Here is a 25,300-nt window from a genome sequence, read left to right on the forward strand (position 1 = left end):
AATAGTCAGAAGAATCATCTTTTCACCCGACTTCGGGGGGAAGCACGCATCGATAACGGCTCGGAGGGGGCTGGGTGCCCGCAGGAGGGATGGTGACCGGATACTCCCTCCATCGCCCGGATCGCCAAGCTGACCTTTCCCAGGCGTCTCACATAGCCCGCCCGGATGGAATTCTCACTCGGGTACCTCATACGCAACAGCGTGCGGACTCGATCGTGCTGCTTGCGGCGAACGCCGTTCACGGCTGGTTTCACGATTTGAACAATTCGGATGGCGAAAAGTGCCGTTTCGAGGAGATGGGGTCTGCAACAAAGGCCTCATCGGAAGCGCCCATTTCAGACAACCCCGACAACAGAGAATGAGGGGCGAAGGTCTCGCGCTGCATGCCGCGCCGAAATTGCGGCTGGTGCCCTGCTAGATTCTCGTCTCATGACTCTTGATCCGGCACCGGTGACCCCCGTACCGAACCCGCTCACGCCGATCCGCTGGGGAATCCTCGGTACCGGTTTCATCGCGCACCTCCAGACTGCCGACTTGCTTGGTTGTGGCTTCACAGTGGCCGCCGTCGGGTCACGATCTCAGGGCACAGCGGATGCTTTCGCCGCGGAGTTTGCTATCCCCACCGCGCACGGAAGCTACGAGGCGCTGGTGGCTGACCCTGACGTCGATGCGATCTACATTTCGACTCCCCATCCGTTTCATGCCGAGAATGCGTTGCTCGCATTAGGGGCGGGCAAACACGTGCTGGTCGAAAAGGCATTCACCCTCACCGCGCGTGAGGCTCTGGCGGTTGTCGAGGCGGGCGAGGCTGCCGGACTGGTGGTGATGGAGGCGATGTGGACCCGTTTTCTGCCGCACATGCTGCGCATCCGCGAGATCATCGCCGCAGGAACCCTCGGCGACGTTCGCACGCTCATCGCCGACCATAACCAGGACTTGCCCAAAGATCCGCTGCACCGCCTGAATAATCCCGCCCTCGGAGGCGGCGCGCTGCTCGATCTCGGCATCTACCCTGTGTCGTTCGCATTCGACCTTTTCGGCACGCCGACGGCGGTGGCGGCGCTGGCGACGAAGACCGCGACCGGAGTTGACCGGCAGACCGCGATTCTGCTCGGGTTCGACGACGGTCGCCAAGCCGTGCTGCATTCGGCTCTCGACACTGCGGGATCGAACACTGCGGTGATCATCGGCACCGAAGGGCGGATCGAGGTGGATGCCGTCTGGTACTCGCCCACTACTTTCACGGTCTTCGATGCGGCTGGCCAGGTGATCGAGCGCTTCGACACCCCGGTCGCGCATCGGGGAATGCAGTTTCAGGCGTGGGAGTTCGAGCGCCGAATCCGCGAGGGCGACCACAGCCCTGCCATGCTTCCCGCCCGGGAAAGTGTGCGCGTCATGGAGACTCTCGACGCGGTGCGCGCCCAGATCGGGCTCTCATACCCCGGCGAATAGGCCCGGTTACTATTAATGGGTGAATGACGCGCAGGATCCGCAGCCCGCACAGGTGCCGATCGATCCTTCTACCGCGCTGCCGGCGCAGCCCACGCGGCCCACGCAGGCGCCCCTCCCAGTGCCCCTCTCAGTGCCCCCCTCAGTGCCCCTGAATCGGCGGGAGGCGCGTGAGTTCGAGAAATCGGGCCAGGTGGCCGAAACTACTCCGGTGATCTTTACGTCTGCCGAGCAGCCGACGCAGTTGCTCGCGACCGCTTCGCGAAACGAAGAATTCGAAGTTGCAACGCCCTTCGCCTCCCGTGGCGGCATTTTTGCCCTGGTTGCGAAGCATCCGAATGCCTGGCTGTTCTCCGCGCTCGGCGTGGCCTTCGTGCTCTTGGCCACCGGATCGGTCGTCGCCGGTGTGGCCGTTGGGTCGACCCGGGCGGATGCTTCGGCCCCCGGCCCCGCGGCGACCACGAGTGCGACCCCCGCACCGACCCGGCCCGTGCCTGCCGCGATCGCTGCCGCTACAACGCTTCGCACCTGCTCGGTGGCAGCACCTGCCTCCGATCCGAACCTGGCCTCCTTTCAGGCCTCGGTGATCAATGTGGCCACCGGTGAGGTGCTGTTCGATCGCGCGGGTGCGACGCCCTCCCCCACCGCGAGCGTGCTCAAGACTCTCACTGCCGCCGCCGCACTCAACGTGCTCGGCCCCGACTATCAGATTTCGACAAAAGTATATTCCGGCGCTACGCCGGGCACTGTGGTGCTTGTCGGAGGTGGTGACCCCACGCTGAGCGCGCTGCCATCCGGTCAGGAGAGCGTGTATCGCGGCGCGCCTAAGCTGAGCGACCTGGCCGCCCAGGTGCAGGCGAAGAGCACCGTTCCGATCACCGATATTGTGCTGGATTCGAGCTTCTGGGACCCGAGCGACAAATGGGATCCGAGCTGGGACCGCAGTGAACAGTCCAAGGGATCCCAGCCAGAGGTGACCGCCCTTACCGTCGATGGAGGGCGCGCGGATCCCCGGGTGCAGGACAGCCAGCGCAGCAGCGAACCGATCGCGGATGCGGGCGCCGCTTTCGCCGCTGAACTCGGCATCTCCGGTACGGAGCGCATCACCACCGGAACTGCCCCGACCGGTGCAACCCTCCTCGGCGAAGTAAAGTCCCAGCCGGTGCGGGCACTGGTCGCGTACATGCTGCCGGTCTCCGACAACACCCTTGGCGAATACCTGGCACGGCAGACCTCGAAGGTTGCGGGCAACACCGGATCCGCAGCCTCCCTCGCGAAGGTGATACCGACCGCCCTCGCAAAATTTGGTCTGTCGACGGACGGAATGACCATCCGCGACGGATCGGGGCTCAGTGACAAAAACGCGGTGCCCGCCGCATTCGTTGCGCAACTGATGGCGAAGGTGTCGGCCGGCCAGCAGAATCTGAATCTCGTCTATGACGCGCTGCCGATCTCTGGAAAGACCGGAACTCTCACCAACCGCTTCACCGGGGCAAACGCGGGCGCCCGCGGTGCAATCAACGCGAAGACCGGCTGGATTGCGACCGAGAATTCCCTCGCTGGTGTCGTGCACGCCACAGACGGCGCAACCCTGGCCTTTGCGTTATATGCGCTTGGAGCCGTCAACAACCGCACCATCGCGGCGCTGGACACCATCACAACAGCACTGTTCACCTGCGGCAACAACCTCTCGAATAACTGATCCATGACCCGCGCGCTCTTCATCATCGATGTTCAGAACGACTTCACCGAGGGTGGTGCCCTCGGCGTCGAGGGTGGGGCCGCGGTTGCAGCGGGCATTACGCGCTACCTGGCGCAGCATCCGGATCGCTATGACACGGTATTTGCCTCGCGCGACTGGCACGATGGCGACAATGACAACGGCGGCCACTTCGCCACAGGTCCCTTGGGCGCGCCGAATGCCCCGGACTTCGTCACCACCTGGCCGGTGCACTGCGTGGCTGGCACGACCGGGGCCGAGTACCACCCGGCGCTCACCCTTTCGGCGGTGACGGTGGGGGTGCGTAAGGGTCAGGGTCGCCCTGCCTACTCGATCTTCGAGGGGGTGACGGACGATGGCGAGTCGCTGCTGCAGAAGCTCGATGGCTTCGGTGTCGACGAGGTGCACGTCGTGGGCATCGCCACCGATTACTGCGTGCTCGCCTCAGCGCTGGATGCGGTGGCGGCTGGCCGAACCGTTCGAGTTCTCAACGACCTTATTGCGGGGGTCGATCCCGTTTCGAGCGCCCTCGCTCTCACCCGGCTGGCGGCGGCCGGCGTGCGGATCGAAAGCTCGGCACAAAACTAGACTTGAGCTTATGAGTGCGATCTCCGAATCCGACCTGCTGTCCCGTGTGCCCGACCGACTCTTTATCGGCGGAGAGTGGGTGGAATCCACCTCGGGGCGGTCGATCGAGGTGGTGGACCCCTCGACCGGGCTGGTGATCAAGACCATCGCAGACGCATCCATTGCCGACGGCGCACGGGCCATGGATGCTGCCGTCGCCGCCCAGGACTCGTGGGCGGCGACCGCGCCACGGGTGCGCGGCGAGATCCTGCGCAGAGCGTTCGATCTCCTGCAGGAACGGGCCGAGGATTTCGCTCTACTGATGACTCTCGAGATGGGGAAGCCGCTCGCCGAATCGCGCGGTGAAGTCACCTACGGCGGTGAGTTTCTTCGCTGGTTCAGCGAGGAGGCGGTGCGGATCGGTGGCCACTACGGGGTGAATCCCGAGGGTACCGGGCGCATGTTCGTCACCCGCTTCCCGGTCGGGCCCTCATTTCTCATCACTCCGTGGAACTTCCCGCTCGCGATGGCGACCCGCAAAATCGCGCCGGCAATCGCGGCGGGGTGCACCGCGGTGGTGAAGCCGGCTGAACTCACTCCGCTCACCACCCTGTACTTTGCGAAGCTCCTCGAGGAGTCCGGACTGCCGAAGGGCGTGCTGAACATCATCACGACCTCGACCTCTGGCGAGGTCTCGGCGCCGATCATCGCGGATCCACGCCTGCGCAAGCTCAGTTTCACCGGGTCGACTCCCGTGGGGGTCCGCCTGCTCAAACAGGCCGCAGACAACGTGCTGCGCACCTCGATGGAGCTCGGCGGCAATGCTCCATTCCTGGTGTTCGAGGATGCCGACCTCGACGCCGCCGTTGACGGCGCCATGATCGCCAAGTTCCGTAACATCGGCCAGGCGTGCACGGCGGCGAACCGGTTCATCGTGCACGAGTCCATCGCTGAGGAGTTCGCCGAAAGGGTGACCGCACGTGTCAGTGCCCTGACAATCGGGCGCGGAACCGAAGTGGGTGTGTCCATCGGGCCGCTCATCAATGCGGGTGCTGTCGCCAAGGCGAAGACCCTGGTGGACGACGCGGTGGCGCGCGGGGCGACCGTGCTTACCGGTGGTGCACCCGTTGGCCGCGACGGAACTTTCTTCGCGCCGACCGTGATCATCGGCGTGACGCCCGGCAGCGACATCCTGCACGAGGAGATCTTCGGGCCGGTGCTGTCGATTACGACCTTCACCGACGAGGCGGATGCGGTGGCCAAGGCCAACGACACCCAGTACGGCCTGGTGAGCTACGCCTTCACGCGCGATCTCGCCCGCGGACTTCGACTGATCGACAGCATCCAGACCGGAATGATGGGGCTCAACGTCGGGGTCGTCTCCAACGCGGCGGCACCCTTCGGCGGAGTCAAGCAGTCCGGCCTCGGCCGCGAGGGCGGCACCGTCGGTATCGATGAGTACCTCGAGACGAAATACGTGCTCGCGCCACACACGGTCGCGTGAGCGTCATCGAGATCGCGGATCTCTCCGATCTGCGGCTCGCCGACTACTCCCATCAGACCGATGTGGCACTCAAAAAATCACGAGGCACCGAGCACGGTCTCTATATCGCAGAGTCGGCTCTCGTGCTGCAGCGGGCGCTCGCGGCCGGTCATCGCGCGCGCTCGGTACTCGCCCTCGGCAACACCGTCGATGAGGCTCGTGCGCTGGTCGGGGCGGAGGTGCCGATCTTCTCTGGCCCGAGCGCACTTCTCGAGGAGCTCACCGGGTATCTGCTTCACCGTGGACTGATCGCGGCGATGCACCGCCCGGCGCTTGCGTCGGTACCGTCGCTGCTCGAGAATGCCCGACGCGTAATCATCCTCGAGAATGTGGCTGACCCCACCAATGTCGGCGCCATCTTTCGTTCCGTCGCGGCGATCGGAGCGGATGCTGTATTTGTCACTCCGCGCTGCTCCGACCCGTTCTATCGCCGCGCTATCCGAGTGTCGATGGGCACAGTGCTGCAGGTGCCGTGGACCCGGCTCGGGGACTGGCCGTCTGCTCGGCAGCTGCTCACGGCATCCGGATTCCAGATCGCGGCACTGGCACTGAGCGCGGATGCCGTGAGCCTGCGTGACTTCGAGGCGCCCGAGAAACTCGCGCTTGTGCTCGGCGCCGAGGGAGAGGGCCTCACGCCGGAAGCTCTCGCCAATGCCGACACCGTTGTGCAGATTCCCATGGCGCACGGCATCGATTCGCTCAATGTCGCGGCTACTGCAGCGGTGGCGATGTGGGCGCTCGCCTGACCCCCTTCGCCACAGACCGGGCCCGCAGGACAACCCATTATTCAGGAAGATGTGTGAATGGAGAGGCGGATGGGTCAGGAGACGACCCCTCTCGCCTCATTTTCCACACTAGCCACATACCCTCCTGAATGATGGAGGCCTGCGGATGAGTCGCACTGCAGCCCGGCCGGGCTCAGACCAGCAGCTGGTGCTTCGCGAGCTTGCGGTAGAGCGGGGTGCTTTTCACCAGTTCCGAATGGGTGCCGACGCCGACGACGCGTCCGTGGTCGAGCACCACGATCTGGTCAGAGTCGACCACGGTGGATAGGCGGTGCGCGATGACGATGAGCGTACGGTTCTCGGCCACTGCGTCGATCGCTTCGCGCAGTAGCTGCTCGTTGAGACCGTCGAGCGACGAGGTCGACTCATCAAGCAGCAGGATGGGCGGGGCAGCGAGCAGGGTGCGCGCGATGGCGAGACGTTGACGTTCGCCGCCGGACAGCATCACTCCCTCTTCGCCGACCGCGGCATTCAGGCCATGTTCGCTGCGCTCCAGCACCTCGGTGAGGTTCACGTCGTGCAACACCCTGATGCACTCTTCGTCAGTGGCATGGGGCGCCCCGAGGGTGAGGTTGTCGCGCAGGGAACCGGCGAGCACTGGCGCATCCTGCTCCACATAGCCGATCTGGGCACGCAGGGCTTCGCGATCGAGTCCGCGGATATCGAGGCCACCGAGCCGCACGAGACCCTCGGTCGGGTCATAGAAACGTTCGATGAGCGCCAGGATTGTGCTCTTGCCTGCGCCAGAGGGTCCGACCAGGGCGGTGCGCTGGCCGCGCGGAGCGTCGAAGGAGACGCCGTGGAGGACGGTGAGGTCCTTGCGCGCGCCATCGGGAACTTCTGCATCGTCTTGGCCCGGCACACCGTTGTCTGCGCCGGCAAGCACGGGTGGCGCCGGGTAGGTGAAGACCACGTCATGGAAGCTGATCGCGGCATCCGAGGGGAGCGGCGCCGCGGGTTCGATGGCACCGTCGAGCTCGGCCTCGCTCGGCAGGGCAACAATCTCCTGGATGCGGCCGAGTGCCCCGAGAGCCTGGTTCACCGAGGTGATTGCGCCGAAGGCCTGGCCGAGCGGCATGATCAGCATGAACAGGAAGAAGATGAAGGCCACGAGATTGGCGATGGTGATTGCCCCGCTCGCCACCCGGAAGCCACCGACCCCAAGCACAACGAGCAGCGATACCTGCAGGGCGATTCCGGCGATTGGAACGACGAGAGCGGAGATTTTTGCCACCTGGATCCCCATCTCCCATGCACCCTTCGCGTCCTTCTCGATTGCGGCCGTCTCGCGGTCGGTGGCATTGGAGGCACGCACGGTGCGGATGGCTCCGAGTGCACGTTCCACGGACGAGGCGAGATCCCCGACCCTCTCCTGCTGCTTACGGCTCGCGACCCGCACTCTTCGCGACAGGAGCACCACCGTGACTACGGAGACGGCGATTACGAGCACGGTGAGTCCGAGGAGTACCGGATCGATGACCAGCATCGCGATCAGTGCACCGAGAAAAATGAGGGAGCCACCGACCGCATCCACGAGGCCCTGAGTCAGAACCGCGTAGAGCAGTGTGGTGTCTGATCCGACTCGGGACACCAGATCACCGGTGCGTCGGGTGTCGAATTCGCTGATCGGGAGGCGAAGCATCCGCCGCACCAACTGTCTGCGGGCGGAGAGCACGACGCTCGTTCCGGTGCGCTGGAGCAGATAGTGCTGCACGCCCGAGAGCAGGGCAGAGATCACGACGAGCGCCACAAGCACGACGACGAGGGCACCGAGCGGCTCATTCTTCTGCACGCGTGAGATCACTTGGCTCACCAGCAACGGCTGCCCGAGCGAGGTGGCGGCTCCAAGCACACTCAGCGCGATCACGATGCCGAGAACCTTCTTGTGCTCGAGCAGATAGGGCAGCAGCTGGCTGAAGCCCGCCCGCGGCCCGTCGTCTGGCTTGGGGCGGGTAAACGGAGAGCGTGCTCGGGGGGAGTGCGTGCTGGTGCTCATGATGTCTTTTCGAATGGCCGGGGCGAACAGTCAAGCTTAGGCATGCTGTCTATCGACAGGCGTACTCCGCAGGGAGCATGGGAGCTGCGTGCACTCGGTCAGGGGGAGTTGTTAGTCTGCATTATCGTGCCTCAACCTGTCATTGCAGCCTCGCTCCTCACAAAGAAGTACAAGGAATTCGCCGCTGTCGATGGCATTTCTTTCGAGGTAGAGCCGGGGGAGTCATTCGGGCTACTCGGACCAAACGGTGCCGGAAAATCAACGACGATGCGGATGGTCGGCGCAGTCTCCACGCGCACGAGCGGGAGCCTGAGCATCCTCGGCCTCGATCCCAACGATCATGGGCCAGAGATCCGGGCGCAGCTCGGTGTTGTTCCCCAGCAGGACAACCTCGATATGGATCTGCGCGTTCGTGACAACCTCATCGTTTACGGGCGGTATTTCGGAATGAGCCTGTCGTCGTGCGCGGCCAAGGCCGAGGAACTGCTCGAGTTCGCTCAACTGGCGGATCGCAAGAAGTCAAAGGTCGGTGACCTCTCCGGCGGTATGAAGCGCCGGCTCACCATCGCAAGGTCGCTGATGAATGATCCGAAGGTGCTGCTGCTCGACGAGCCGACAACGGGTCTTGATCCGCAGGCGCGCCACATCCTCTGGGACCGGCTGTTCCGGCTAAAGGAGCAGGGCACCACGCTCCTTCTCACCACCCACTACATGGATGAGGCCGAGCAACTCTGCGACCGTCTCGTGGTTGTGGACAAGGGCGCGATCATGGCCGAGGGAGCCCCGGCCGATCTCATCCGCAGCTACTCGACCCGCGAGGTCGTCGAACTGCGCTTTGGCTCAGAGCTCAACGCGTCCGTCGCCGAACAGCTCGTGGGAATCGGTGACCGGGTAGAGGTACTGCCCGACCGCATCCTGATCTACACCGACGATGGTGACGGCGACCTCGGCTGGATCGTGGCCAAGGGTCTCACACCGATCACCAGCCTTGTGCGCCGGTCGAGCCTCGAGGATGTTTTCCTGCGGCTGACCGGGCGGAGCCTGATCGAATGACTGCACTTGTCGGTCCCGCCGCGGCCAATTTCGCGGCACCGAAGCCGCGCCGGTACGGATCGTGGTACGTCGCTGAGCATCGCATCCGCGGCATTCGGAGCTATTACAAGACGCTGCTTTTCACGGCGATCGGCAGCCCGTTCATGTATTTGTTCGCCCTCGGAGTGGGGCTTGCCACCCTCGTCGATAAAAATAATGGCCTCGGCGGTACCAGCTACCTCGTCTTCGTCGCCCCCGCTCTCATCGTGTCGGCTGCGGTCACGGCGGCCGTGCAGGAATGCACCTATCCGATCCTTACGGGATTCACCTGGAACCCGATCTTTCTCGGAATGAACGCCGCGCCGCTCTCAGGAAACCAGATCACCAACGGCATTTTCATCGCCGTGCTCGCTCGACTGCTGCCGACCACCCTTATCTACTACCTGGTGATGCTCACCTTTTCGGCTGTGCCGTCGCCGCTCGGGGTGCTCGACATCCCGATCGCAATTCTCACCGGCATGTCTTTCGGACTGGTGGTGGCCAGTTATATATCGACAGTGGAGAAAGATGTCGGCCAGCCCGCCTTCATCCAGCGCTTCATCGTCATCCCACTCTTTCTGTTCTCCGGCACCTTCTTTCCGCTGGCCCAGATGCCCATCTACCTGCAGTGGATCGGATGGATCTCTCCGCTCTGGCACGGAACCCAGCTCAGCCGAGTAGTGAGTTATGGAGCGGTCGAACCCGGCTGGCTCACCCTCGTGCACGTGCTGTATCCGCTCGGCCTCTGCATCTTTGGCTGGCGGCGCACGCAGATCGTCGTGACCCGGAGGCTCAACAAATGACCGCCACTGAGACCTTCGCTCCGACTCGTCCGACTCGTCCGACGCCTCGCACCGGCGGAATCCGTGCGCTCTATGCCGGCAACTCGCGGGCGGTGATCGGGCGCGGGCTGCTCGCGACCCGGAGCTCCAACTGGCTCATCGTGGTGAGCGGATTCTTCGAGCCGGTGTTCTACCTGCTGTCACTCGGCATCGGTCTCGGCGCACTGGTGGGCTCTGTCTCGACCACCACCGGGCAGCCGGTCTCGTACGCGGCCTTTATCGCACCAGCGCTCCTCGCGGTCTCGGCGATGAACGGGGCAATCTACGACTCCACCTGGAATGTCTTCTTCAAGATGCAGTACTCCAAGCTCTACGAGGGGATGCTCGCAACATCCCTCGGCCCGCTCGATGTCGCGCTCGGCGAAATCTTCCTCGCCCTGCTGCGCGGGGCGGTGTATGCCACCGGTTTCCTCATCGTGATGCAGGTGCTCGGACTCAACCTGTCGTGGACCGCCGTGCTCGCTATCCCGGCGGTGCTACTGATCGCTTTCGGGTTCGCGAGCCTCGGGATGGCCATCACCAGCTACATGAAGAGCTTTCAGCAGGTGGACTGGGTCAACTTCGTTCTTCTGCCGATGTTCCTCTTCTCGGCGACCTTCTACCCGCTGAGCGTCTACCCGCAGGGTATCCAGTTTGTCATTCAGGCGCTGCCGCTGTGGCACGGCGTCGAGCTCGTGCGCGGCCTCACTACTGGCGCGCTGAGCATCGCGATGCTCGGGCACGTGCTGTATTTCGTCGTGATGATCGTCGGTGGACTCATCTTCACAACGCGCCGACTCCGTGCGCTGTTCCTCGACTGAGCTGTTCCTCGACTGCTTACCCCGTCGGCCAGAGGTTCCTCGACTGGGCCTGTTCCTCGACTGGGTCTGCCCTCCACCTCCCGTTTTTCCTACCACCCACCACTGCAAACACCGAGGTGGTCGTAAAAACGGGAGGTGGATGCGTGGGGCTCACCCCGTGAACACCGAGGTGGTCGTAAAAACGGGAGGTGGATGCGTGGGGCGGTGCTACTCCACAATGGTCGTGAAGTCGCTGTCGCGGGTCTCGCGCGTCAGTCTGAGGGCGACGAGCGTGATCACCGCCGCCAGCGAGAGGTAGACGCCGACGAGAATCGTGCTGCCTCCTGCCAGCGCCCAGAGCGCAAGTGCGATGTACGGTGCGACCGCCGCACCGAGGATGCTCGAAAAGTTATAGCTGATGCCCGAACCGGTGTATCGCACGTTTGTTGCAAACAGCTCCGGCAACTGGGCACCCATCGGCCCGAAGGTGAGACCCATGAGGGAGAACCCCAGGATGAGCCAGGCCATGACGCCCACGATGCCGCCGCCAGAAAGTGGCACGAACAGCAGACCGAAGACGATGATGCCGATCGTGACGACACTCAGCATCCGGCGCCGACCGAACCGTTCGGCGAGCGGGCCGGATACAAGGGTGAAGATTCCGAAGAACACCACCCCGATAATCAGCATGATGAGGAACTCATTGCGGGTGTACCCGAGGCCGGCCACAAAGCTGGAGGGAACAAACGGCTTGCCAGCGGCCTTCGCGGCGGCGGCGGCAACATCCATTGTCTTCGCGGCGGTGCCAAAGGCCAGTGTGAAGGTGGTCATCAGGTAAAAGAGCACGTAGGTGGCGAGCATGATGAAGGTGCCGAGGATGAGCTGCCTCCAGCTGGTGCGGAAGACCAGGGCCAGCGGTACCCGTGCCACTGCGCCCTTCTCGATCACCTGTGTGAACGCCGGCGCCTCGACGAGCCGGAACCTCACATACAGGCCGACCAACACGAGCAGTGCACTCGCGAGGAACGGGATGCGCCAGCCCCATGCGGCGAAGGCCTCCGGGCTCATCGTGAGATTGAGCACGAGGAAGAGCGTGTTGGCGACGATGAATCCGATTGGGGCGCCCAGCTGTGGGAAGGTGCCGTAGATCGCACGCTTGCCGGCCGGGGCATTCTCGGTGGCGAGCAGCGCCGCTCCGCTCCACTCTCCGCCGAGGCCGATGCCCTGGGCGAAACGGAAGATCACGAGCAGAAGTGGCGCAAGCACGGTCCAGCCGGGAGTGGATGCCGAGGGCAGACAGCCGATCAAGAAGGTAGCAATCCCCATTGTGAGCAGTGACGCGATGAGCGTGCCCTTGCGTCCGATGCGGTCGCCGAAGTGGCCGAACAGTATCGAACCGAGGGGCCGGCCGATGAATGCCGCCCCGAACACGGCGAAGGAACTGAGCAGAGCGGTCGCGGGTGCTTGCGCGGGGAAGAACAGGGCAGGGAACACGAGCACCGCAGCGGTGGCGTAGACGTAGAAGTCGTAGAACTCGATGGAGGTGCCAATGAGACTCGCGAGAATCACCCGGGAGCGCGGATTGGCGGGGGTGGCAGCCGCATCATAAGCCGAAGCCGAAGCCGAAGCAGAAGCAGATTGGGCGGTGCGGGTATCGGACGTCGCGGTGCTACTCGCGGTGCTACTCGCGGTGCTACTCGCGGTAGCGCTGGCGTCGGGTGTGGCGTCGGATGAAGACATGGGGGAGTGCTCCCTTGTGACGAGAATGACCGTCTGATGACTCTATCCCCCGCTTGAGGGGCAGGCCGGTGGTCGTGAAGTGGCCATCCATCCACCATTTTTCTCACCACCTCCCACCGTAAACAGGGAGGTGGTCGCAAAAACGGGAGGTGGATGCGCGGGCCGGCATTGGAAACGGGAGGTGGATGCGCGGGCCGGGTCTCGAGTGCTACCCGTCGTCCTGCGCGCGCCACCGCGTGAACAGTGCCGACGTGTCGCTCACGAAGGTGCCGCGGGCCACCGTGCGCCCGCAGTCATAGACCCGCAGCGTGGCCGTCTTCGCGTCGGCGAACCCCAGGGTGATGTCGGTGATGAGGCCCCCGGTGCACACGTCGTTGAGCGTTTCGTCGAAACGCGTGACATCGATCCGGTACTTCGACGCGATGGCAGTGAAGGCGGCGATGCGTGAGGCATCCGACGTCTCATGCGACGACCCCGAGAATCCCTTGACCGATTTCGACTGGCTGTACGTGATGTCGGTGATCGAGGTGACTGTCGACCGAGAGCCCACAGTGGTGGCCACGATAAGCACGACCAGCGCCGTGATCACCACAGCGGCGACGGCAACGATGAGTCGCGCTTGTGGCCGCATCGGCGGCCGCACCTCAGGCCGGTTCGATGACGGAGTGATCGCCGCTAAAGCGCAGGACCGTGCCCGGTTCCCTCAGGAAGACCATGTAAGTGAACCCTGCGGAGAGCACGATCCCGATGACAATGGCGACGGCAATCAGGAGCTTGAATGGGTTACTCACGCCCTCAGCCTACCGGTCGGCACTGTTCGCGGATCAGCCGCGGAGGTCGCGGAGAATGACGGCCGTCGCGAGCGCCGCCTCTGCCGCCTCTGCACCCTTGTCCTCTTTCGACCCGGGCAGTCCCGCCCGGTCGAGTCCCTGCTGTTCGTTCTCCAGGGTGAGCACACCGAAGCCCACGGGCTTGCCGGTGAGGATAGCCACCTGGGTAAGACCGCTTGTCGCAGCATCCGACACGAACTCGAAATGCGGGGTACCGCCGCGGATGATCACGCCGAGCGCGACCACCGCATCCGCCCCGGCGTCGAGGGCAGCCTTGCTCACCACGGGAAGCTCGAAGCTACCGGGCACCCACAGCTCTGTCACCTCTGCCCCGGATGCCGCGAGCACCCGATGCGCGCCGGCCAGGAGTCCGTCGGTAATGACCTTATGCCAGCGCCCTGCGACGATCGTGATCGCCAGGCCCGTGCCGTCGGTGATGATCTCCGGTGCGCCGTCGCCGCTCATGAGAAGTGTCCCCGCGGGGTTTCGAGAATGGGCTGGCGGTCCCGCACAGGCTGGTCGCTGTCGCCGCGCAACTCGGGAGTGCTGGGAAGGATATGGCCCATCCGGTCCCGTTTCGTCTCGAGGTACTGCTCATTGAAGGCTCCGACCCCCACCACAAGTGGCACCTGCTCTGTCACGATGATTCCCCTATCCCGCAGTTGACGCAGTTTTTCCGGATTGTTGGTGATCGCGCGCACTTCCGTGAGCCCGAGGTCCTCAAGGATCGACACCGCCGCACTGTAGTCGCGACCGTCGACCGGGAAGCCGAGAGCGAGGTTCGCATCGAGGGTATCGAGCCCGTCTTCCTGAAGCCGGTAGGCCTTCAGCTTATTGATGAGTCCGATACCCCGGCCCTCATGTCCGCGCATGTAGATCACGACCCCGCCCTCGGCCTGGATCTGGTCGAGCGCAGCATCCAATTGCGGCCCGCATTCGCACCTGAGTGATTGGAAGACTTCCCCGGTGAGGCATTCCGAGTGCACCCGGATCAGGGCGCCGTTATGCGGAGTACCACTGATGATGGCGAGGTGGTCGGCTCCGGTCAACCGGTCCCGATACGCACGGAAACGAAATGAACCGTGGCTGGTGGGGATGGTCGTCTCTACTTCGAAGGTCACCCGCGATGCCTCCCAAAGCGGCACCGCCACCGGCACCGGGGTTGTGCCGTGCTGGGTCTGGAGATAATCGATGAGCGATTCGATGGTGATGACAATGATGCCCTCGCGTTCGCCGAGTTGGATAAGACCGGGCAGCCGCATCATCTCGCCGTCTTCCGCGACGATTTCCGAGATGACACCGACCGGCGTGAGACCGGCGAGCTTGAGAAGGTCGATGGTCGCCTCGGTGTGGCCATTCCGCTCACGCACCCCCCCATCCCTGGCCCGAAGCGGCATGATGTGCCCCGGGCGGTGAACACTCGATGGAGTGGAGTCGAGGTCCGCAAGCACGCGCAGAGTGTACGCACGGTCTGCGGCGCTGATTCCGGTGCTGATCCGATCCGCGGCATCCACCGAGACGGTGTAATTGGTGCCACGCGGATCCTCGTTGTTCGCGACCATGAGCGGCAGTTCTAGGCGGTCGGCGATCTCGTTGGTCATCGGAGCGCAGATGAAGCCGGAGCTGTTGCGCACAAGCCAAGCGAGCCATTCCTGGCTGGCGAACTGGGCGGCGAGCACGACGTCGCCCTCATTTTCCCGGCCCTCGTCATCGACGACGATGATCGGCTTACCCGCCCGCAGTTCTTCGAGGGCGGTGGGGATATCGGCGAGACTCATGACTCGCTCCTTCCGGTTGTGGTTGATGCCAGCTCTGCGAGACGTGCAACATGGCGCGCCAGGATGTCGGTCTCGATGTTGACGGCGTCCCCGATGGCTTTGAGCCCGAGGGTCGTCACTGCGAGGGTTTCGGGAATGAGGGAGACCTCGAACCAGTCGGTGCCAACGGCGCTCACCGTGAGTGAGACCCCGTCTACCGCGATCGAGCCCTTGCGGGCGACCAGGGGTGCGACCTCCGGCGAGAGGGAGAACCTCAGCACTCTCCAGACGCTTCCCTCGGTGACGCTGAGAAGCGTGCTGGTGCCGTCGATATGCCCCTGCACGATGTGGCCGCCGAGCCGGTCGCCGACGAGGGCCGCGCGCTCGAGATTGACCCGGGATCCGGTGGTGACTCCGGAGAGTGTCGACATGGCAATCGTCACGGCCATCACATCGGCGGTAAACCAGTCCTCGCCCCGGTCCACCACGGTGAGGCAGACTCCGCTGACCGAAATAGAGTCACCGTGGGCCGCATCCGATACGGCGAGAGGCCCGCGGATCGTGAGGCGGGCGGCATCCGTCGTCGGCTGCCAGTCGAGAACCTCGCCGAGTTCTTCGATGATTCCGGTGAACATCAGATGCCTTCCTGTGCATGGTCGTGAGGTGCGCGGTCGTGAGGTGCGCGGTCGTGAGGTGCGCGGTCGTGGGGTGCGCGGTCGTGAGGTGCGCGGTCGTGAATGGGCTGGCTACCGTCGGTAACCGGCCGTGCGACGACCAGCAGATCGTCGCCCAGCCGTTCGACCCGATCGATCGTCAATCGCCTGGCGTCTCCGATACCGCCGACGCCGATGTCGGTGAGGGCGAGTCGTGTGCCGCCAAGCAGCACCGGCGCGAGATAGACCAGATACTCGTCGACGAGACCAGCTGTGACGAAAGCACTTGTGAGCGTTGGGCCCCCCTCGACGAAGGCGTGGCGGATGCCCCGCACAAACAGATCGGCGAGAATCATCGGCAGATCCCGGGTTCCGCTGATGATCGGGGCGTGCGGATGCCGGTACACCTGGGAGTCAACGGGGATCGTGCGTTCGCCGATTACCACCGGAATGGGCTGGTGCGACATCAGCGCTTCGGTCTCGTCGCGGGCGGTGAGGCTCGGATTGTCGGCCAGCACCGTACCGGTGCCCACGATGATGGCATCACACTGCCCACGTTGTTCGTGAGCGTTCTGTCGTGCGGCAGTGCCGGTGATCCACTGGCTGGAGCCGTCCGCCGCGGCCGCGCGTCCGTCCAGGCTCGACGCCCACTTCACGCTGATGAAAGGGCGACCCAAGCGTTCGGCAGTGAGCCAGACGCGCATTGCTTCGGATGTCTCATCCGCCAGCACCCCGCACTCGACGAGCACCCCGGCCTCACGCAACCGCTCAGCACCACCACCCGAATGTTCACCCGGGTCGGACACGGCGTAAACGACGCGCGCGACTCCCGCAGTGATGAGTGCTTCGGTGCAGGGACCCGTGAGCCCACGGTGGTTGCATGGCTCGAGGGAGACTACGGCGGTGAGACCGGTGTGACCCGCGACGCGGGAGAGCGCGTCAACCTCCGCATGGGGCGTACCCGCCCCGCGGTGCCAGCCTTCGGAGACGATGGTGCCGTCGGCATCCGTCAGCACACAGCCGACCTGCGGATTTACTCCGGACGCCGGCCCATTGGCGGCGAGCACGAGGGCGCGCCGCATCAGCGCCTCGTACGCTGTGCCTGCTGCCGCAGGGGTCATCCGGTGGTCTCAAATCTTCGTGTCGAAGACGGACTCCGGGCCGATGTCGACGGTCGCCGACAGCGTTCGTGCGCGCTCGAAAGCGAACACGCGTGCTACCTCTCATCCGGACTGAGAAGCTCTTTCGAGCCTCATTACCGTCGGTCTCGGAATTTCACCGAGTCAACCGCTACTTCCGATTCTTCGAAAGGCGCGGGTCGCGGACTATAACCGCCGGTTCGGACTTTCACCGACCCCGGAGCACGTATTAATGTTTCTCAGTCTATCTAACCCGCCTGCGCTGACAATATTCCTCGCTATTAGTCCATCGCGGCAAGCTGACCCGCGGTGATCTCGTCCACCACGAGGTCGGTGATCACCCCGGTTGCGACAGCCCCGCGCAGGGCCGCGAGCTTGGCCTGGCCGGAGACCACAGCGATCCGGCGGGGTGCTTTCATCAACACGGTGAATCCGGGGCCACTCGATCGGGCATTGAGTGGAATGTCGTTATGGCTGCCGTCCGCGCGGAAGAAGATTGTGGCGATGTCCCCGACCACGTGCGCGCGGGCCAGGTCGTCATAGTCCGCGCGGTCGAGGTAGCCACCGGCGTAGACATGGCTTGGCACATCGGCACTCGGTGATCCGATGCCGAACACCGCGACATCCATCCGTCGCTGCACGGCGAGCACCCGTGCGGTGCTGCGCTCCCGCCAGAATGCCTCTTTGGTGGCCGGGTCATCGAAGAACGCGGGCACTGGGAACTGCTGCACCGTGGCTCCGAAGGCGGCACCGAAACGTCCGATGATCTCGCTTGCGTAGACCAAACCGGTGGTGTGGGCATTGCCAGCGCCGTTGAGTTGAACGACCTGGGTGTTGCGCACAGGCTTACGTACGAGATGTCGGCTGACCGACGCGATCGTCGATCCCCACGCCACTCCAACAATCATGGTCGAGTCGACAAAGTCGGTGAGAATCCGTGCAGCGGACATCGCAACACGGTCGAGGCGGTCGATCTCGGTCACGGCATCCCCGGTGGGCACGATGTGGGCGGTGAGACCGAATCGGTCATGCAACTGGTGCTGCAGCTGGGTGAGTTGGTCGATTGGTGAGTGGAGGCGGATCTCCACAAGCCCGGAATCCCGGGCGAAGGCGATGAGCCGACTCACGGACGACCGGGAAATCGTCAGCTCTGAGGCGATGGCATCCATTGTGAGGTTTTGAATGTAGTAGAGGTGGGCCGCGCGCATCGCCTCAGCAGTGCGGCCGTCGCCTTCATTCTCGAAAATGTTCATCTGCACATCCGTTCATGAGCGTTGGAATTTCTCTCCAGGCAATGCATGCTCAGTGTATGACTTCCTCAACCCCACGAACCGACGTCGTTTCCCTCATTCAGCACCCGCGTTCCCAGGTGCTGGTGATCGGGGGAGGCATCAATGGTGCCGCCACCTTCCGCGAGCTTGCACTTCAAGGCGTCGACGTCACACTGATCGAGCGTGGCGACTACATTTCCGGCTCCTCCGCGGCGTCGTCACACATGATCCACGGTGGCATCCGCTACCTCGAGAACGGCGAGTTCCGGCTTGTCCGCGAGGCGGTCCAGGAGCGCAACCGGCTACTGAAGACTGCACCGCATTACGTGAAGCCGCTGCAGACGACCATTCCGATCTTTTCGCTGTTCTCGGGTATCGCCGCAGCGCCGCTGCGATTCCTCACCCACAAGCAGAGCAGCACAACTGAGCGGGGAGCCCTGCTCATCAAAGTGGGACTCGCTCTCTATGACTCTTTCTCCCGCGACGGGGGCAGCGTGCCACGCCACGAGTTCCACGGCCGCCGCAAATCGCTCGCTCACCAGCCCGCGCTCAACCCCGACCTCAAGTACACCGCCACCTACTATGACGCCGTGATGGTGCATCCCGAGCGCCTCGGCCTCGACGTGCTCCTCGACGGCGTGGCCGCGGGCGGTCGTGCCGCAAACTACGTCGAAGCGGTGGGCGCTGTGGACGGCGGGGTACTGGTGCGCGACCTGGTTACCGGCGATGAATTCGTGCTCTCCGCCGACGTCGTCGTGAACACCTCGGGCCCCTGGACCGACCTCACCAACGGCGCCCTCGGTGCACCGACTACGTTCATGGGCGGCACGAAGGGCTCGCACATCGTGGTCGACAATCCGGAGTTGCTTGCCGCGACGAAGGGCCGTGAATTGTTCTTGGAGAACGCGGACGGCCGTGTCGTTCTGGTTTGCCCGATCAAGGGCCGCGTGCTCATTGGCACGACCGATGTGGATGCCGACCCCCGCGATCCGATGATCGAGACAGACGAAGACACCGACTACTTCTTCAAGCTCGTCTCCCGCGTGTTCCCGGGAGTGGCACTCGACCGCTCGCAAATCGTCTTCACCTATGCGGGCATCCGCCCCCTTCCCCGCCACGACGATGAAGCTCCCGGCTTCGTCTCCCGCGATTACCGCATCGAGAAGAGCAACTTCGGCGGCTCTCCGCTGCTCAGCCTGGTCGGTGGAAAGTGGACCACCTTCCGCGCCCTCGGAGAGCACATGACCAACGACGTACTCGCGATCCTGAAGCGCGCGCGCACCGCCTCCACCACGACCTTGTCAATCGGCGGCGGAGTGGGCTTCCCCACCACCGAGCCCACCCGAAATGACTGGATCCAATCCCATGCGGTCGGCGTGAGTCGTTCCCGGGTGGCCGAGTTGCTCACCCGCTATGGCACCAGGGCGACCGAGTTCATCGCGGCGATCATCGAAGGAAACGATGTCGCCCTGCGCACGGCCCCGAACTACACAACCACCGAGCTGGATCACCTCGTGCGCACGGAAAGTGTCGTGCACCTCATAGACGTACTGCTTCGTCGCACTGACCTCGCGTTCATCGGTGCCGTTACCGGCCCGATGATCGACGAGCTGGCGACCATCGTCGGCGGGTCTCTTGGTTGGACCAGCGAACAGTGTGCGGCCGAGATTGTCGCGACTCGTGAAATCCTCACCACGATGCACGGTCAGGCTTTCACCGAACAGGCTGCGGTCGCCGGCTAGTCCGGTCCATCCGCGGGGTGCGGGGCATCAGGTGTGGAACGCCAGCAGGCGTGGCACGCCGTTGCGACACTGGACAGTGCGCCTAAGCGGTGTGCTTACAACGGCCATCCGGGATGCTCGACACGAGGCGCAGCCACCCGCAACACCCCGTGCCAGGAGTCTGGATGCGTGCCGTCACGAAACGTCAGCGTGGTTGGCCTCTCGCCGGTGAATTCGAAGCCCGACTTGCGGGCAACGGAGACGGATGCCGCATTGCCGGCGACACATTCCCAGGCGATCTCGGTGAGGTCGAATTCGCTGGCGAGCCACTCCGTCACGGCAACGACAGCCTCGGTCATCAGCCCTTTTCCGCGGTGAGGCGCACCGAGCCAAAAACCGATGTCACCGAGCTCCCGGCGCCAGCCGATAACCCCGATGAGCGGGCCCTCCTCGCTGGTGCGTAGCGCCCAGGTGAGCTCGTCACCGGAGAGCCATCCGCCGGGAACGGCCCGGTACAGGAAGAAGTCGGCATGCCGAAGCTCATAGGGCCACGGCAGTGTCATCAGTGTTTCGAAGAGCGGATCGCGGCAGTACTCTGCGACCGCAAATCGGTCGGAGAGCACCGGCGAATCGAGCCACAGTCGTTCCGTTCGAAGTACCGGCGCGGGCACCTTCATCCCTTGGGTAACAGGCCGATGCGATCGTAGACATTCGCCAGGGTCGCATCGGCGATGGCGGCTGCTCGATCGGCATTGCTGGCCAGAACCCGATCGAGCTCGGCGGGATCGTCGAGCAGTTCACGCGTGCGCTCCCGAATCGGCGCGAAGGTCTCGACGACGACATCGGCGAGATCTTTCTTGAAGTCCCCGTACCCGCGACCCTGGTAATCGACTTCGAGGGAGGAAATCGACCGGTCGGACAGCACGGAGAAGATTGTGAGCAGATTGGAGACGCCGGGCTTCTCGGCCACGTCGTAGCGCACCTCGCGGCCTGCATCCGTGACGGCGGATTTGATCTTCTTCGCGGTAACAGAGGGCTCATCGAGAAGCCAGACCACCCCGGCTGCGGATTCGGCGGACTTGCTCATCTTGGATGCCGGATTCTGAATGTCATAAATGCGGGCAGTCTCTTTCAGGATCAGCGGCTCCGGCATCGCGAAGGTCGCCCCAAAGCGCGTATTGAAGCGGTTCGCGAGGTCTCGGGTGAGCTCCACGTGCTGCTTCTGGTCGTCCCCGACCGGCACTGCAACCGCGTTGTAGAGCAGGATGTCGGCGGCCATCAGGGTGGGGTAGGCGAAAAGCCCGACCGATGCGGTATCCGCTCCCTGCTTCGCCGCTTTGTCTTTGAACTGGGTCATCCGGCTTGCCTCGCCGAAACCCGTAATGGTGTTGAGTACCCAGGCGAGTTGCGGATGCGCGGCCACATGCGACTGCACGAAAAGCGTCGACACCTGCGGGTCGATTCCCGCAGCGATGTATTGTGCGGCGGTGCGGCGGGTGTTTTCGCGCAGGGCGGCCGGCTCCTGCGCGACAGTGATGGCGTGCAGGTCGACGATGCAGAAGATGGCATCGTGGGTGCTCTGCAACTCTTTCCACTGCAACAGTGCACCGATGTAGTTACCGATATGGAGAGACTCGGCCGAAGGCTGCATGCCTGAGAACAGGCGGGGTTTGGAACTCATCTGTTCAGTCTTCCAGAATATGCAGCGGGGTCCACGCGCTCGCCGCAGCGCTGGTCAGACCACGTAGTCGACGACCACCGGGGAATGGTCCGACCAGCGGGTGTCCCATGCGGAGGCACGATCCACCGCGTAGTTAGTGACGGATGCCGCGAGCTCGGGCGACGCAACATGGTAATCGAGGCGCCAACCGGTGTTGGTATCGAACGCCTGGCCGCGCTGGGACCACCAGGTGTAGGGTCCCTCGACCTCGCCTGCCCACTGGCGCCCGACATCCACCCAGCCGAGCCCTCGTCGAGTTTTGCCGTCGACGCAGGCCACATTTTTGCCGACCGGCCCAAAGAATTTGTCGAAGTAGGCGCGCTCTTCGAGCAGGAAACCCGCGCTCTTGCGGTTACCGCGCCAGTTCTTTATGTCAATTTCACGGTGCGCCACGTTGAGATCTCCGACAATAAGAACGCGTGGTGAGTGTGCTGTGAGCTGCGGAAGGCGCTTCGTCATGGCGTCGAGAAACTTGTACTTCTCAATCATCTTCGTCGGGGTTTCGGCATCGCCGGAGTGCACGTACGTGCTCACCACGGTGAGAAACGCGTCGCCCACCCGATAGTCGGCTTCGAGCCAGCGACCAGCGCTGTCGAACTTCTCGTCTCCGAGTTCGACACGATGAATCTCCGCGCGACTGCGGCTAGCCAGGGCGACACCGGCCCGCCCCTTCGCAGTCGCGGCATCGTGCAGGATATTCCACCCCGGCCCGAGCAGGTCTTCGAGGTCGGTGGTGGCCGCCCGCACCTCCTGCAGAGCGAGGATGTCCACATCCCGCGCCTCTAGCCAGTCGCCCATGCCCTTGCGGAACGCGGCCCGCACACCGTTGACATTGACACTGGCGATGCGAATTGGAGTGCTCATGATGGGAGCCTAGCGAAGACGGATGACGTTATTTCGAGCGGTCAACAGGTTGCCTGCGCGAACCCTGGTGGCGCTCGGACGGGATCACGACGGTGAGCTTGCGCGTGAGCGAGGCGGTCTGGCCGTGGTCAGCGAGATCGACGGAAATCCAGGTTGCCGCGACCAGGATCACCTGGCAGATCAGCCCGAACCAGATCAGCAGACCGAGGATCACCGCAAACGACGCCAGTAATGGATTCTGGCCCGCGCCCCGTACGATCATCGCGCCGAGCACCTTGAGGATGCCGAGAGCCAGGCCGCCGAGTAGGGAACCGGTGGCGAGACGCCGCCACGGGATCCGCACCGCAAGCAACACGCGGAACAACCCCGCAAGCACGACGGTGTCGATCGCGAGGGCGCTGAGGAGCCCGACGGCATGAGCAATGCCAGCTGCCAATGTGGTCATGTACCCGACACCCACGAGATCGAATACGAGGTCGAGGGCGCTGGTGGACAATACGGAGATTGCGGCCGAGAGAATCGTTAAGGTGGCGAAGGCGACGACAAGGGCGAGATCACGCAGCTTGAGAAGGAGGAAGAAGGTGGGGTCTGGCGGGAGGTCGAAGACAGCGCGCACCGCAGATCTGGTGGACCCGAACCAGCTGACTGCGGTCACCAGAAGAGCCACTGCGGCGATGATGCTGCTCCAACCGAGTACCCGTGAGGCGAACAGGGCAGTGAGGTCGATGGCACCGAACCCGTTTGCGTCTCTGATGAGCCCGGGGATCGAGGTTGACAGTGTGTTGACTACCGCATTTTTTAGGCCGGGGTTCGACTCGAGCGAGAGCCCGAGCACCGCGAAACCCACGTAGAGCGCGGCAAACACGCTGTATAGCGCGACGAGGCTGAGTCCGCTGGCGAGGATCGGGCCGTTCTTGGCAGAATACTGCGTGAATACCCGCACCGGTCTCAGCGTCATGATCTTTGCGACGGCCATCCGGGCTGCCTTGCGCATCCGTTTCCTCTCGATCATCACCCGTAGCCCAATGAAGCACCCGTAGACCACTTAAGCCTAACCAGCGCGCCGGTAGAGTTTTGGAAAGGGTGTCGCCTCGAGAAAAAGGAATCCATGGACTTGCACGGTATCGGCGTGGGACGTGGAGTTGCCGTTGGCCCGATCCTGAGAATGCCGGATCCCCTTCCTACACCGAGGGACGAGCCGCGTACCAGGGACTCAGCGCACGAGCTCGCCGTCGTCACTTCAGCCCTCTCGAGCGTTGCTGGCGAGTTGCGTGCCCGCGGTGAGAAGGCCGGCGGCGCGGCACGCTATGTGCTCGAGGCAGCATCCCTGATGGCGCAGGATCCGACTCTTGTTGACGACGTCGCCGCTCGAATCGAGTCGGGCAAGACCGGTGAGCGAGCGGTGTTCGAGGCATTCGGCGCCTTCCAGGACATGCTCACCGGCATGGGCGGCCTGATGGCCGAGCGGGCCACTGATCTCGGTGACGTTTCGCAGCGCATCATCGCGTCGCTCCGCGGTGTCGCGGCGCCCGGCGTGCCCACTTCCGACACGCCATTCATCCTGGTCGCACACGATCTGGCCCCGGCCGACACTGCGCTGCTCGACCTCGATAAGGTGCTTGGACTCATCACCCGCGACGGCGGACCGACCAGCCACACCGCCATCCTCGCCCGGTCCAAGTCGATTCCCGCGATCGTCGGCGTGACCGGTGCCCTCGATCTAAAAGCGGGAACCGTCGTCATCGCGGATGCCGCCACCGGCAGCGTGCGCGTCTCGCCCGGCGAGGGTGAGATAGCCGATGCGCGCAAGCGGATTGCGGATCGGGCTGCCGCGGCATCCGCTCCGATCACCGACGGGATGCTCGCCGACGGCACGAAGGTGCCGCTGCTCGCCAACCTCGGCTCTCCCAAGGATGCCGCTGCTGCCGTCGCGCTCGGTGCAGAGGGTGTCGGCCTGTTTCGCACCGAGTTCCTATTCCTCGACTCCAGGTCTGCCCCGACCGTTGAGGAACAGCGGGTTCAGTACACCGAGTTGCTCTCGCACTTCCCGGGTAAGAAGGTCGTGGTGCGCGCTCTGGATGCGGGGGCAGATAAACCGCTCAGCTTCCTCAACGACGCCCACGAGGAGAATCCTGCCCTCGGGCTGCGCGGCCTGCGCGCACTGCGGGCGAGCGAGCCTATTCTGCGCGATCAGCTCACCGCCCTCGCGCTCGCCGATGCCGAGACCCACGCCGAGCTCTGGGTGATGGCGCCCATGGTGTCCGACTCCGAGGAGACGGAGTATTTCGTCACGCTCGGTAGGGAGCTCGGGCTGAAGATCGTCGGTGTAATGGCGGAGGTCCCGTCCCTCGCGGTGCTCGCCGACCAGGTTCTCGAGAGCGCCGACTTCGTGAGCGTCGGCACGAACGACCTCACCCAGTACACGCTGGCCGCAGACCGGATGCTCGGATCTGTTGCCCATTTCCAGGACCCGTGGCATCCCGCCGTTCTGCGCCTGGTCAAGCTCATCGGGGATGCGGGAGCGGCGAGTGGCAAACCAGTGGGAATCTGCGGAGAGGCGGCAGCGGATCCCCAACTCGCGGTGGTGCTCGTCGGTCTCGGGGCGACCACGCTCAGTATGACCCCAGCCGCACTGGCCGACGTTCGCGCAGAGCTCGCCACCGTAACACTCGAACAGGCGCGCGCGCGGGCGGCAGCGGCGCTTGGCGCTCGCACCGCGGCAGGCGCGCGGGCTGCCGCATTCGCCTGACCGCTAACGACCTCGATCCTTCGCTGGCAATACACAAAAACCGCCGGCCCCCTCAAGTAGGGAGCCGGCGGTTTTTAGTCCATAAGACTTTGCTTGGTGGCGGT

Annotated in this window: 23 protein-coding genes and 1 riboswitch; of the genes, 10 read left to right on the top strand and 13 right to left on the bottom strand. The window is 64.0% G+C overall.

The genetic code is table 11. The features are described 5' to 3' along the window. The first annotated feature begins 429 nt into the window (after window positions 1–429). The 5 genes from IWX88_RS01445 to IWX88_RS01465 are packed head-to-tail and all read left to right on the top strand — an operon-like array spanning window position 430 to window position 6,025. Window positions 430–1,452, top strand: a complete 1,023-nt coding sequence (locus IWX88_RS01445) for a Gfo/Idh/MocA family protein (protein WP_196826622.1) — start codon at window positions 430–432, stop codon at window positions 1,450–1,452. Window positions 1,453–1,471: 19 nt separating this feature from the next. Then, window positions 1,472–3,151, top strand: a complete 1,680-nt coding sequence (gene dacB, locus IWX88_RS01450; RefSeq protein ID WP_196826623.1) for a D-alanyl-D-alanine carboxypeptidase/D-alanyl-D-alanine-endopeptidase — start codon at window positions 1,472–1,474, stop codon at window positions 3,149–3,151. 3 nt (window positions 3,152–3,154) lie between these two features. Next, complete coding sequence (locus IWX88_RS01455) at window positions 3,155–3,757, top strand: isochorismatase family protein (protein WP_196826624.1); 603 nt, start codon at window positions 3,155–3,157, stop codon at window positions 3,755–3,757. A 10-nt stretch (window positions 3,758–3,767) separates the two neighbouring features. Next, window positions 3,768–5,240 carry an NAD-dependent succinate-semialdehyde dehydrogenase gene (locus IWX88_RS01460; protein WP_196826625.1) on the top strand — a complete coding sequence of 491 codons (1,473 nt, stop codon included), beginning with the start codon at window positions 3,768–3,770 and terminating at the stop codon, window positions 5,238–5,240. Continuing rightward, entirely contained in the window at window positions 5,237–6,025 is a 789-nt protein-coding gene (locus IWX88_RS01465) for an RNA methyltransferase (RefSeq protein ID WP_196826626.1), read from the top strand. The genes IWX88_RS01460 and IWX88_RS01465 overlap by 4 nt, the downstream gene beginning before the upstream one ends. A 172-nt stretch (window positions 6,026–6,197) precedes the next feature. Here IWX88_RS01465 and IWX88_RS01470 read toward each other — a convergent pair whose 3' ends face one another. Further along, window positions 6,198–8,060 carry an ABC transporter ATP-binding protein gene (locus tag IWX88_RS01470; RefSeq protein WP_196826627.1) on the bottom strand — a complete coding sequence of 621 codons (1,863 nt, stop codon included), beginning with the start codon at window positions 8,058–8,060 and terminating at the stop codon, window positions 6,198–6,200. A gap of 126 nt (window positions 8,061–8,186) precedes the next feature. Between IWX88_RS01470 and IWX88_RS01475 the strand changes: the two genes are divergently transcribed. Genes IWX88_RS01475 through IWX88_RS01485 form a run of 3 tightly spaced genes read left to right on the top strand, consistent with a single transcriptional unit; the run spans window position 8,187 to window position 10,773 of the window. Beyond that, window positions 8,187–9,113: an ABC transporter ATP-binding protein gene (locus IWX88_RS01475; protein ID WP_370568124.1), complete on the top strand. Its 927-nt coding sequence runs from the start codon at window positions 8,187–8,189 to the stop codon at window positions 9,111–9,113. Beyond that, window positions 9,110–9,934, top strand: a complete 825-nt coding sequence (locus IWX88_RS01480) for an ABC transporter permease (protein WP_196826629.1) — start codon at window positions 9,110–9,112, stop codon at window positions 9,932–9,934. The genes IWX88_RS01475 and IWX88_RS01480 overlap by 4 nt, the downstream gene beginning before the upstream one ends. Continuing rightward, window positions 9,931–10,773: an ABC transporter permease gene (locus IWX88_RS01485; RefSeq protein WP_196826630.1), complete on the top strand. Its 843-nt coding sequence runs from the start codon at window positions 9,931–9,933 to the stop codon at window positions 10,771–10,773. Before IWX88_RS01480 ends, IWX88_RS01485 begins: the two co-directional genes overlap by 4 nt. 207 nt (window positions 10,774–10,980) lie before the next feature. Here IWX88_RS01485 and IWX88_RS01490 read toward each other — a convergent pair whose 3' ends face one another. The 8 genes from IWX88_RS01490 to IWX88_RS01525 form a co-directional block, all read right to left on the bottom strand. After that, a complete protein-coding gene (locus IWX88_RS01490; protein ID WP_196826631.1) occupies window positions 10,981–12,492 on the bottom strand; it encodes an MFS transporter in 1,512 nt (503 codons plus the stop codon). Window positions 12,493–12,700: 208 nt separating this feature from the next. After that, a complete protein-coding gene (locus IWX88_RS01495; protein WP_196826632.1) occupies window positions 12,701–13,123 on the bottom strand; it encodes a hypothetical protein in 423 nt (140 codons plus the stop codon). Window positions 13,124–13,136: 13 nt separating this feature from the next. After that, the gene (locus IWX88_RS01500) at window positions 13,137–13,283 is read right to left on the bottom strand and encodes a hypothetical protein (RefSeq protein WP_196826633.1); all 147 of its coding nucleotides are present in this window, start codon (window positions 13,281–13,283) and stop codon (window positions 13,137–13,139) included. 33 nt (window positions 13,284–13,316) lie between these two features. Then, a complete protein-coding gene (gene ribH / locus IWX88_RS01505; protein WP_196826634.1) occupies window positions 13,317–13,787 on the bottom strand; it encodes a 6,7-dimethyl-8-ribityllumazine synthase in 471 nt (156 codons plus the stop codon). Beyond that, window positions 13,784–15,100, bottom strand: a complete 1,317-nt coding sequence (gene ribB / locus IWX88_RS01510; protein ID WP_196826635.1) for a 3,4-dihydroxy-2-butanone-4-phosphate synthase — start codon at window positions 15,098–15,100, stop codon at window positions 13,784–13,786. The genes ribH and ribB overlap by 4 nt, the downstream gene beginning before the upstream one ends. Next, on the bottom strand, window positions 15,097–15,714 hold the full coding sequence (locus tag IWX88_RS01515; protein ID WP_196826636.1) for a riboflavin synthase: 618 nt from the start codon (window positions 15,712–15,714) through the stop codon (window positions 15,097–15,099). The genes ribB and IWX88_RS01515 overlap by 4 nt, the downstream gene beginning before the upstream one ends. Further along, window positions 15,714–16,853, bottom strand: coding sequence for a bifunctional diaminohydroxyphosphoribosylaminopyrimidine deaminase/5-amino-6-(5-phosphoribosylamino)uracil reductase RibD (gene ribD, locus IWX88_RS01520; RefSeq protein ID WP_231368718.1), 1,140 nt, complete (start codon window positions 16,851–16,853; stop codon window positions 15,714–15,716). Before ribD ends, IWX88_RS01515 begins: the two co-directional genes overlap by 1 nt. Before the next feature lie 88 nt (window positions 16,854–16,941). Beyond that, window positions 16,942–17,101, bottom strand: a riboswitch (FMN riboswitch). Window positions 17,102–17,152: 51 nt separating this feature from the next. After that, window positions 17,153–18,124: a sugar-binding transcriptional regulator gene (locus IWX88_RS01525; protein ID WP_196826637.1), complete on the bottom strand. Its 972-nt coding sequence runs from the start codon at window positions 18,122–18,124 to the stop codon at window positions 17,153–17,155. Between the two features lie 56 nt (window positions 18,125–18,180). Between IWX88_RS01525 and IWX88_RS01530 the strand changes: the two genes are divergently transcribed. Next, window positions 18,181–19,884: a glycerol-3-phosphate dehydrogenase/oxidase gene (locus IWX88_RS01530; protein ID WP_196826638.1), complete on the top strand. Its 1,704-nt coding sequence runs from the start codon at window positions 18,181–18,183 to the stop codon at window positions 19,882–19,884. A gap of 95 nt (window positions 19,885–19,979) precedes the next feature. On the opposite strand, the gene IWX88_RS01535 is transcribed toward IWX88_RS01530, so the two are convergent. Genes IWX88_RS01535 through IWX88_RS01550 form a run of 4 tightly spaced genes read right to left on the bottom strand, consistent with a single transcriptional unit; the run spans window position 19,980 to window position 23,423 of the window. Beyond that, window positions 19,980–20,534 (bottom strand): GNAT family N-acetyltransferase, encoded by a 555-nt coding sequence (locus tag IWX88_RS01535; protein ID WP_196826639.1) that lies wholly within the window; start codon window positions 20,532–20,534, stop codon window positions 19,980–19,982. Window positions 20,535–20,536: 2 nt separating this feature from the next. Beyond that, a complete protein-coding gene (gene trpS / locus IWX88_RS01540; protein ID WP_196826640.1) occupies window positions 20,537–21,544 on the bottom strand; it encodes a tryptophan--tRNA ligase in 1,008 nt (335 codons plus the stop codon). Window positions 21,545–21,598: 54 nt separating this feature from the next. After that, on the bottom strand, window positions 21,599–22,447 hold the full coding sequence (locus IWX88_RS01545; RefSeq protein ID WP_196826641.1) for an exodeoxyribonuclease III: 849 nt from the start codon (window positions 22,445–22,447) through the stop codon (window positions 21,599–21,601). Between the two features lie 28 nt (window positions 22,448–22,475). Further along, window positions 22,476–23,423: a YihY/virulence factor BrkB family protein gene (locus tag IWX88_RS01550; protein WP_196826642.1), complete on the bottom strand. Its 948-nt coding sequence runs from the start codon at window positions 23,421–23,423 to the stop codon at window positions 22,476–22,478. A 132-nt stretch (window positions 23,424–23,555) separates the two neighbouring features. Between IWX88_RS01550 and ptsP the strand changes: the two genes are divergently transcribed. Continuing rightward, window positions 23,556–25,196, top strand: coding sequence for a phosphoenolpyruvate--protein phosphotransferase (ptsP, locus tag IWX88_RS01555; RefSeq protein WP_196826643.1), 1,641 nt, complete (start codon window positions 23,556–23,558; stop codon window positions 25,194–25,196). Window positions 25,197–25,300: the final 104 nt, after the last annotated feature.

Origin of the sequence: Frigoribacterium sp. CG_9.8 (assembly GCF_015751965.1) — a bacterium.
In the GTDB taxonomy this organism is placed as follows: domain Bacteria; phylum Actinomycetota; class Actinomycetes; order Actinomycetales; family Microbacteriaceae; genus Lacisediminihabitans.

Excerpts from the sequence above, each read along its gene's own strand:
- IWX88_RS01445 (WP_196826622.1), top strand. The coding sequence starts at position 430 with ATGACTCTTGATCCGGCACCGGTGACCCCCGTACCGAACCCGCTCACG.
- IWX88_RS01455 (WP_196826624.1), top strand. The coding sequence starts at position 3,155 with ATGACCCGCGCGCTCTTCATCATCGATGTTCAGAACGACTTCACCGAG.
- IWX88_RS01460 (WP_196826625.1), top strand. The coding sequence starts at position 3,768 with ATGAGTGCGATCTCCGAATCCGACCTGCTGTCCCGTGTGCCCGACCGA.
- IWX88_RS01470 (WP_196826627.1), bottom strand. The coding sequence starts at position 8,060 with ATGAGCACCAGCACGCACTCCCCCCGAGCACGCTCTCCGTTTACCCGC.
- IWX88_RS01480 (WP_196826629.1), top strand. The coding sequence starts at position 9,110 with ATGACTGCACTTGTCGGTCCCGCCGCGGCCAATTTCGCGGCACCGAAG.
- IWX88_RS01485 (WP_196826630.1), top strand. The coding sequence starts at position 9,931 with ATGACCGCCACTGAGACCTTCGCTCCGACTCGTCCGACTCGTCCGACG.
- IWX88_RS01490 (WP_196826631.1), bottom strand. The coding sequence starts at position 12,492 with ATGTCTTCATCCGACGCCACACCCGACGCCAGCGCTACCGCGAGTAGC.
- IWX88_RS01495 (WP_196826632.1), bottom strand. The coding sequence starts at position 13,123 with ATGCGGCCACAAGCGCGACTCATCGTTGCCGTCGCCGCTGTGGTGATC.
- ribH (WP_196826634.1), bottom strand. The coding sequence starts at position 13,787 with ATGAGCGGCGACGGCGCACCGGAGATCATCACCGACGGCACGGGCCTG.
- ribB (WP_196826635.1), bottom strand. The coding sequence starts at position 15,100 with ATGAGTCTCGCCGATATCCCCACCGCCCTCGAAGAACTGCGGGCGGGT.
- IWX88_RS01515 (WP_196826636.1), bottom strand. The coding sequence starts at position 15,714 with ATGTTCACCGGAATCATCGAAGAACTCGGCGAGGTTCTCGACTGGCAG.
- ribD (WP_231368718.1), bottom strand. The coding sequence starts at position 16,853 with ATGACCCCTGCGGCAGCAGGCACAGCGTACGAGGCGCTGATGCGGCGC.
- IWX88_RS01525 (WP_196826637.1), bottom strand. The coding sequence starts at position 18,124 with ATGAACATTTTCGAGAATGAAGGCGACGGCCGCACTGCTGAGGCGATG.
- IWX88_RS01530 (WP_196826638.1), top strand. The coding sequence starts at position 18,181 with ATGACTTCCTCAACCCCACGAACCGACGTCGTTTCCCTCATTCAGCAC.
- trpS (WP_196826640.1), bottom strand. The coding sequence starts at position 21,544 with ATGAGTTCCAAACCCCGCCTGTTCTCAGGCATGCAGCCTTCGGCCGAG.
- IWX88_RS01545 (WP_196826641.1), bottom strand. The coding sequence starts at position 22,447 with ATGAGCACTCCAATTCGCATCGCCAGTGTCAATGTCAACGGTGTGCGG.
- IWX88_RS01550 (WP_196826642.1), bottom strand. The coding sequence starts at position 23,423 with ATGGCCGTCGCAAAGATCATGACGCTGAGACCGGTGCGGGTATTCACG.
- ptsP (WP_196826643.1), top strand. The coding sequence starts at position 23,556 with ATGGACTTGCACGGTATCGGCGTGGGACGTGGAGTTGCCGTTGGCCCG.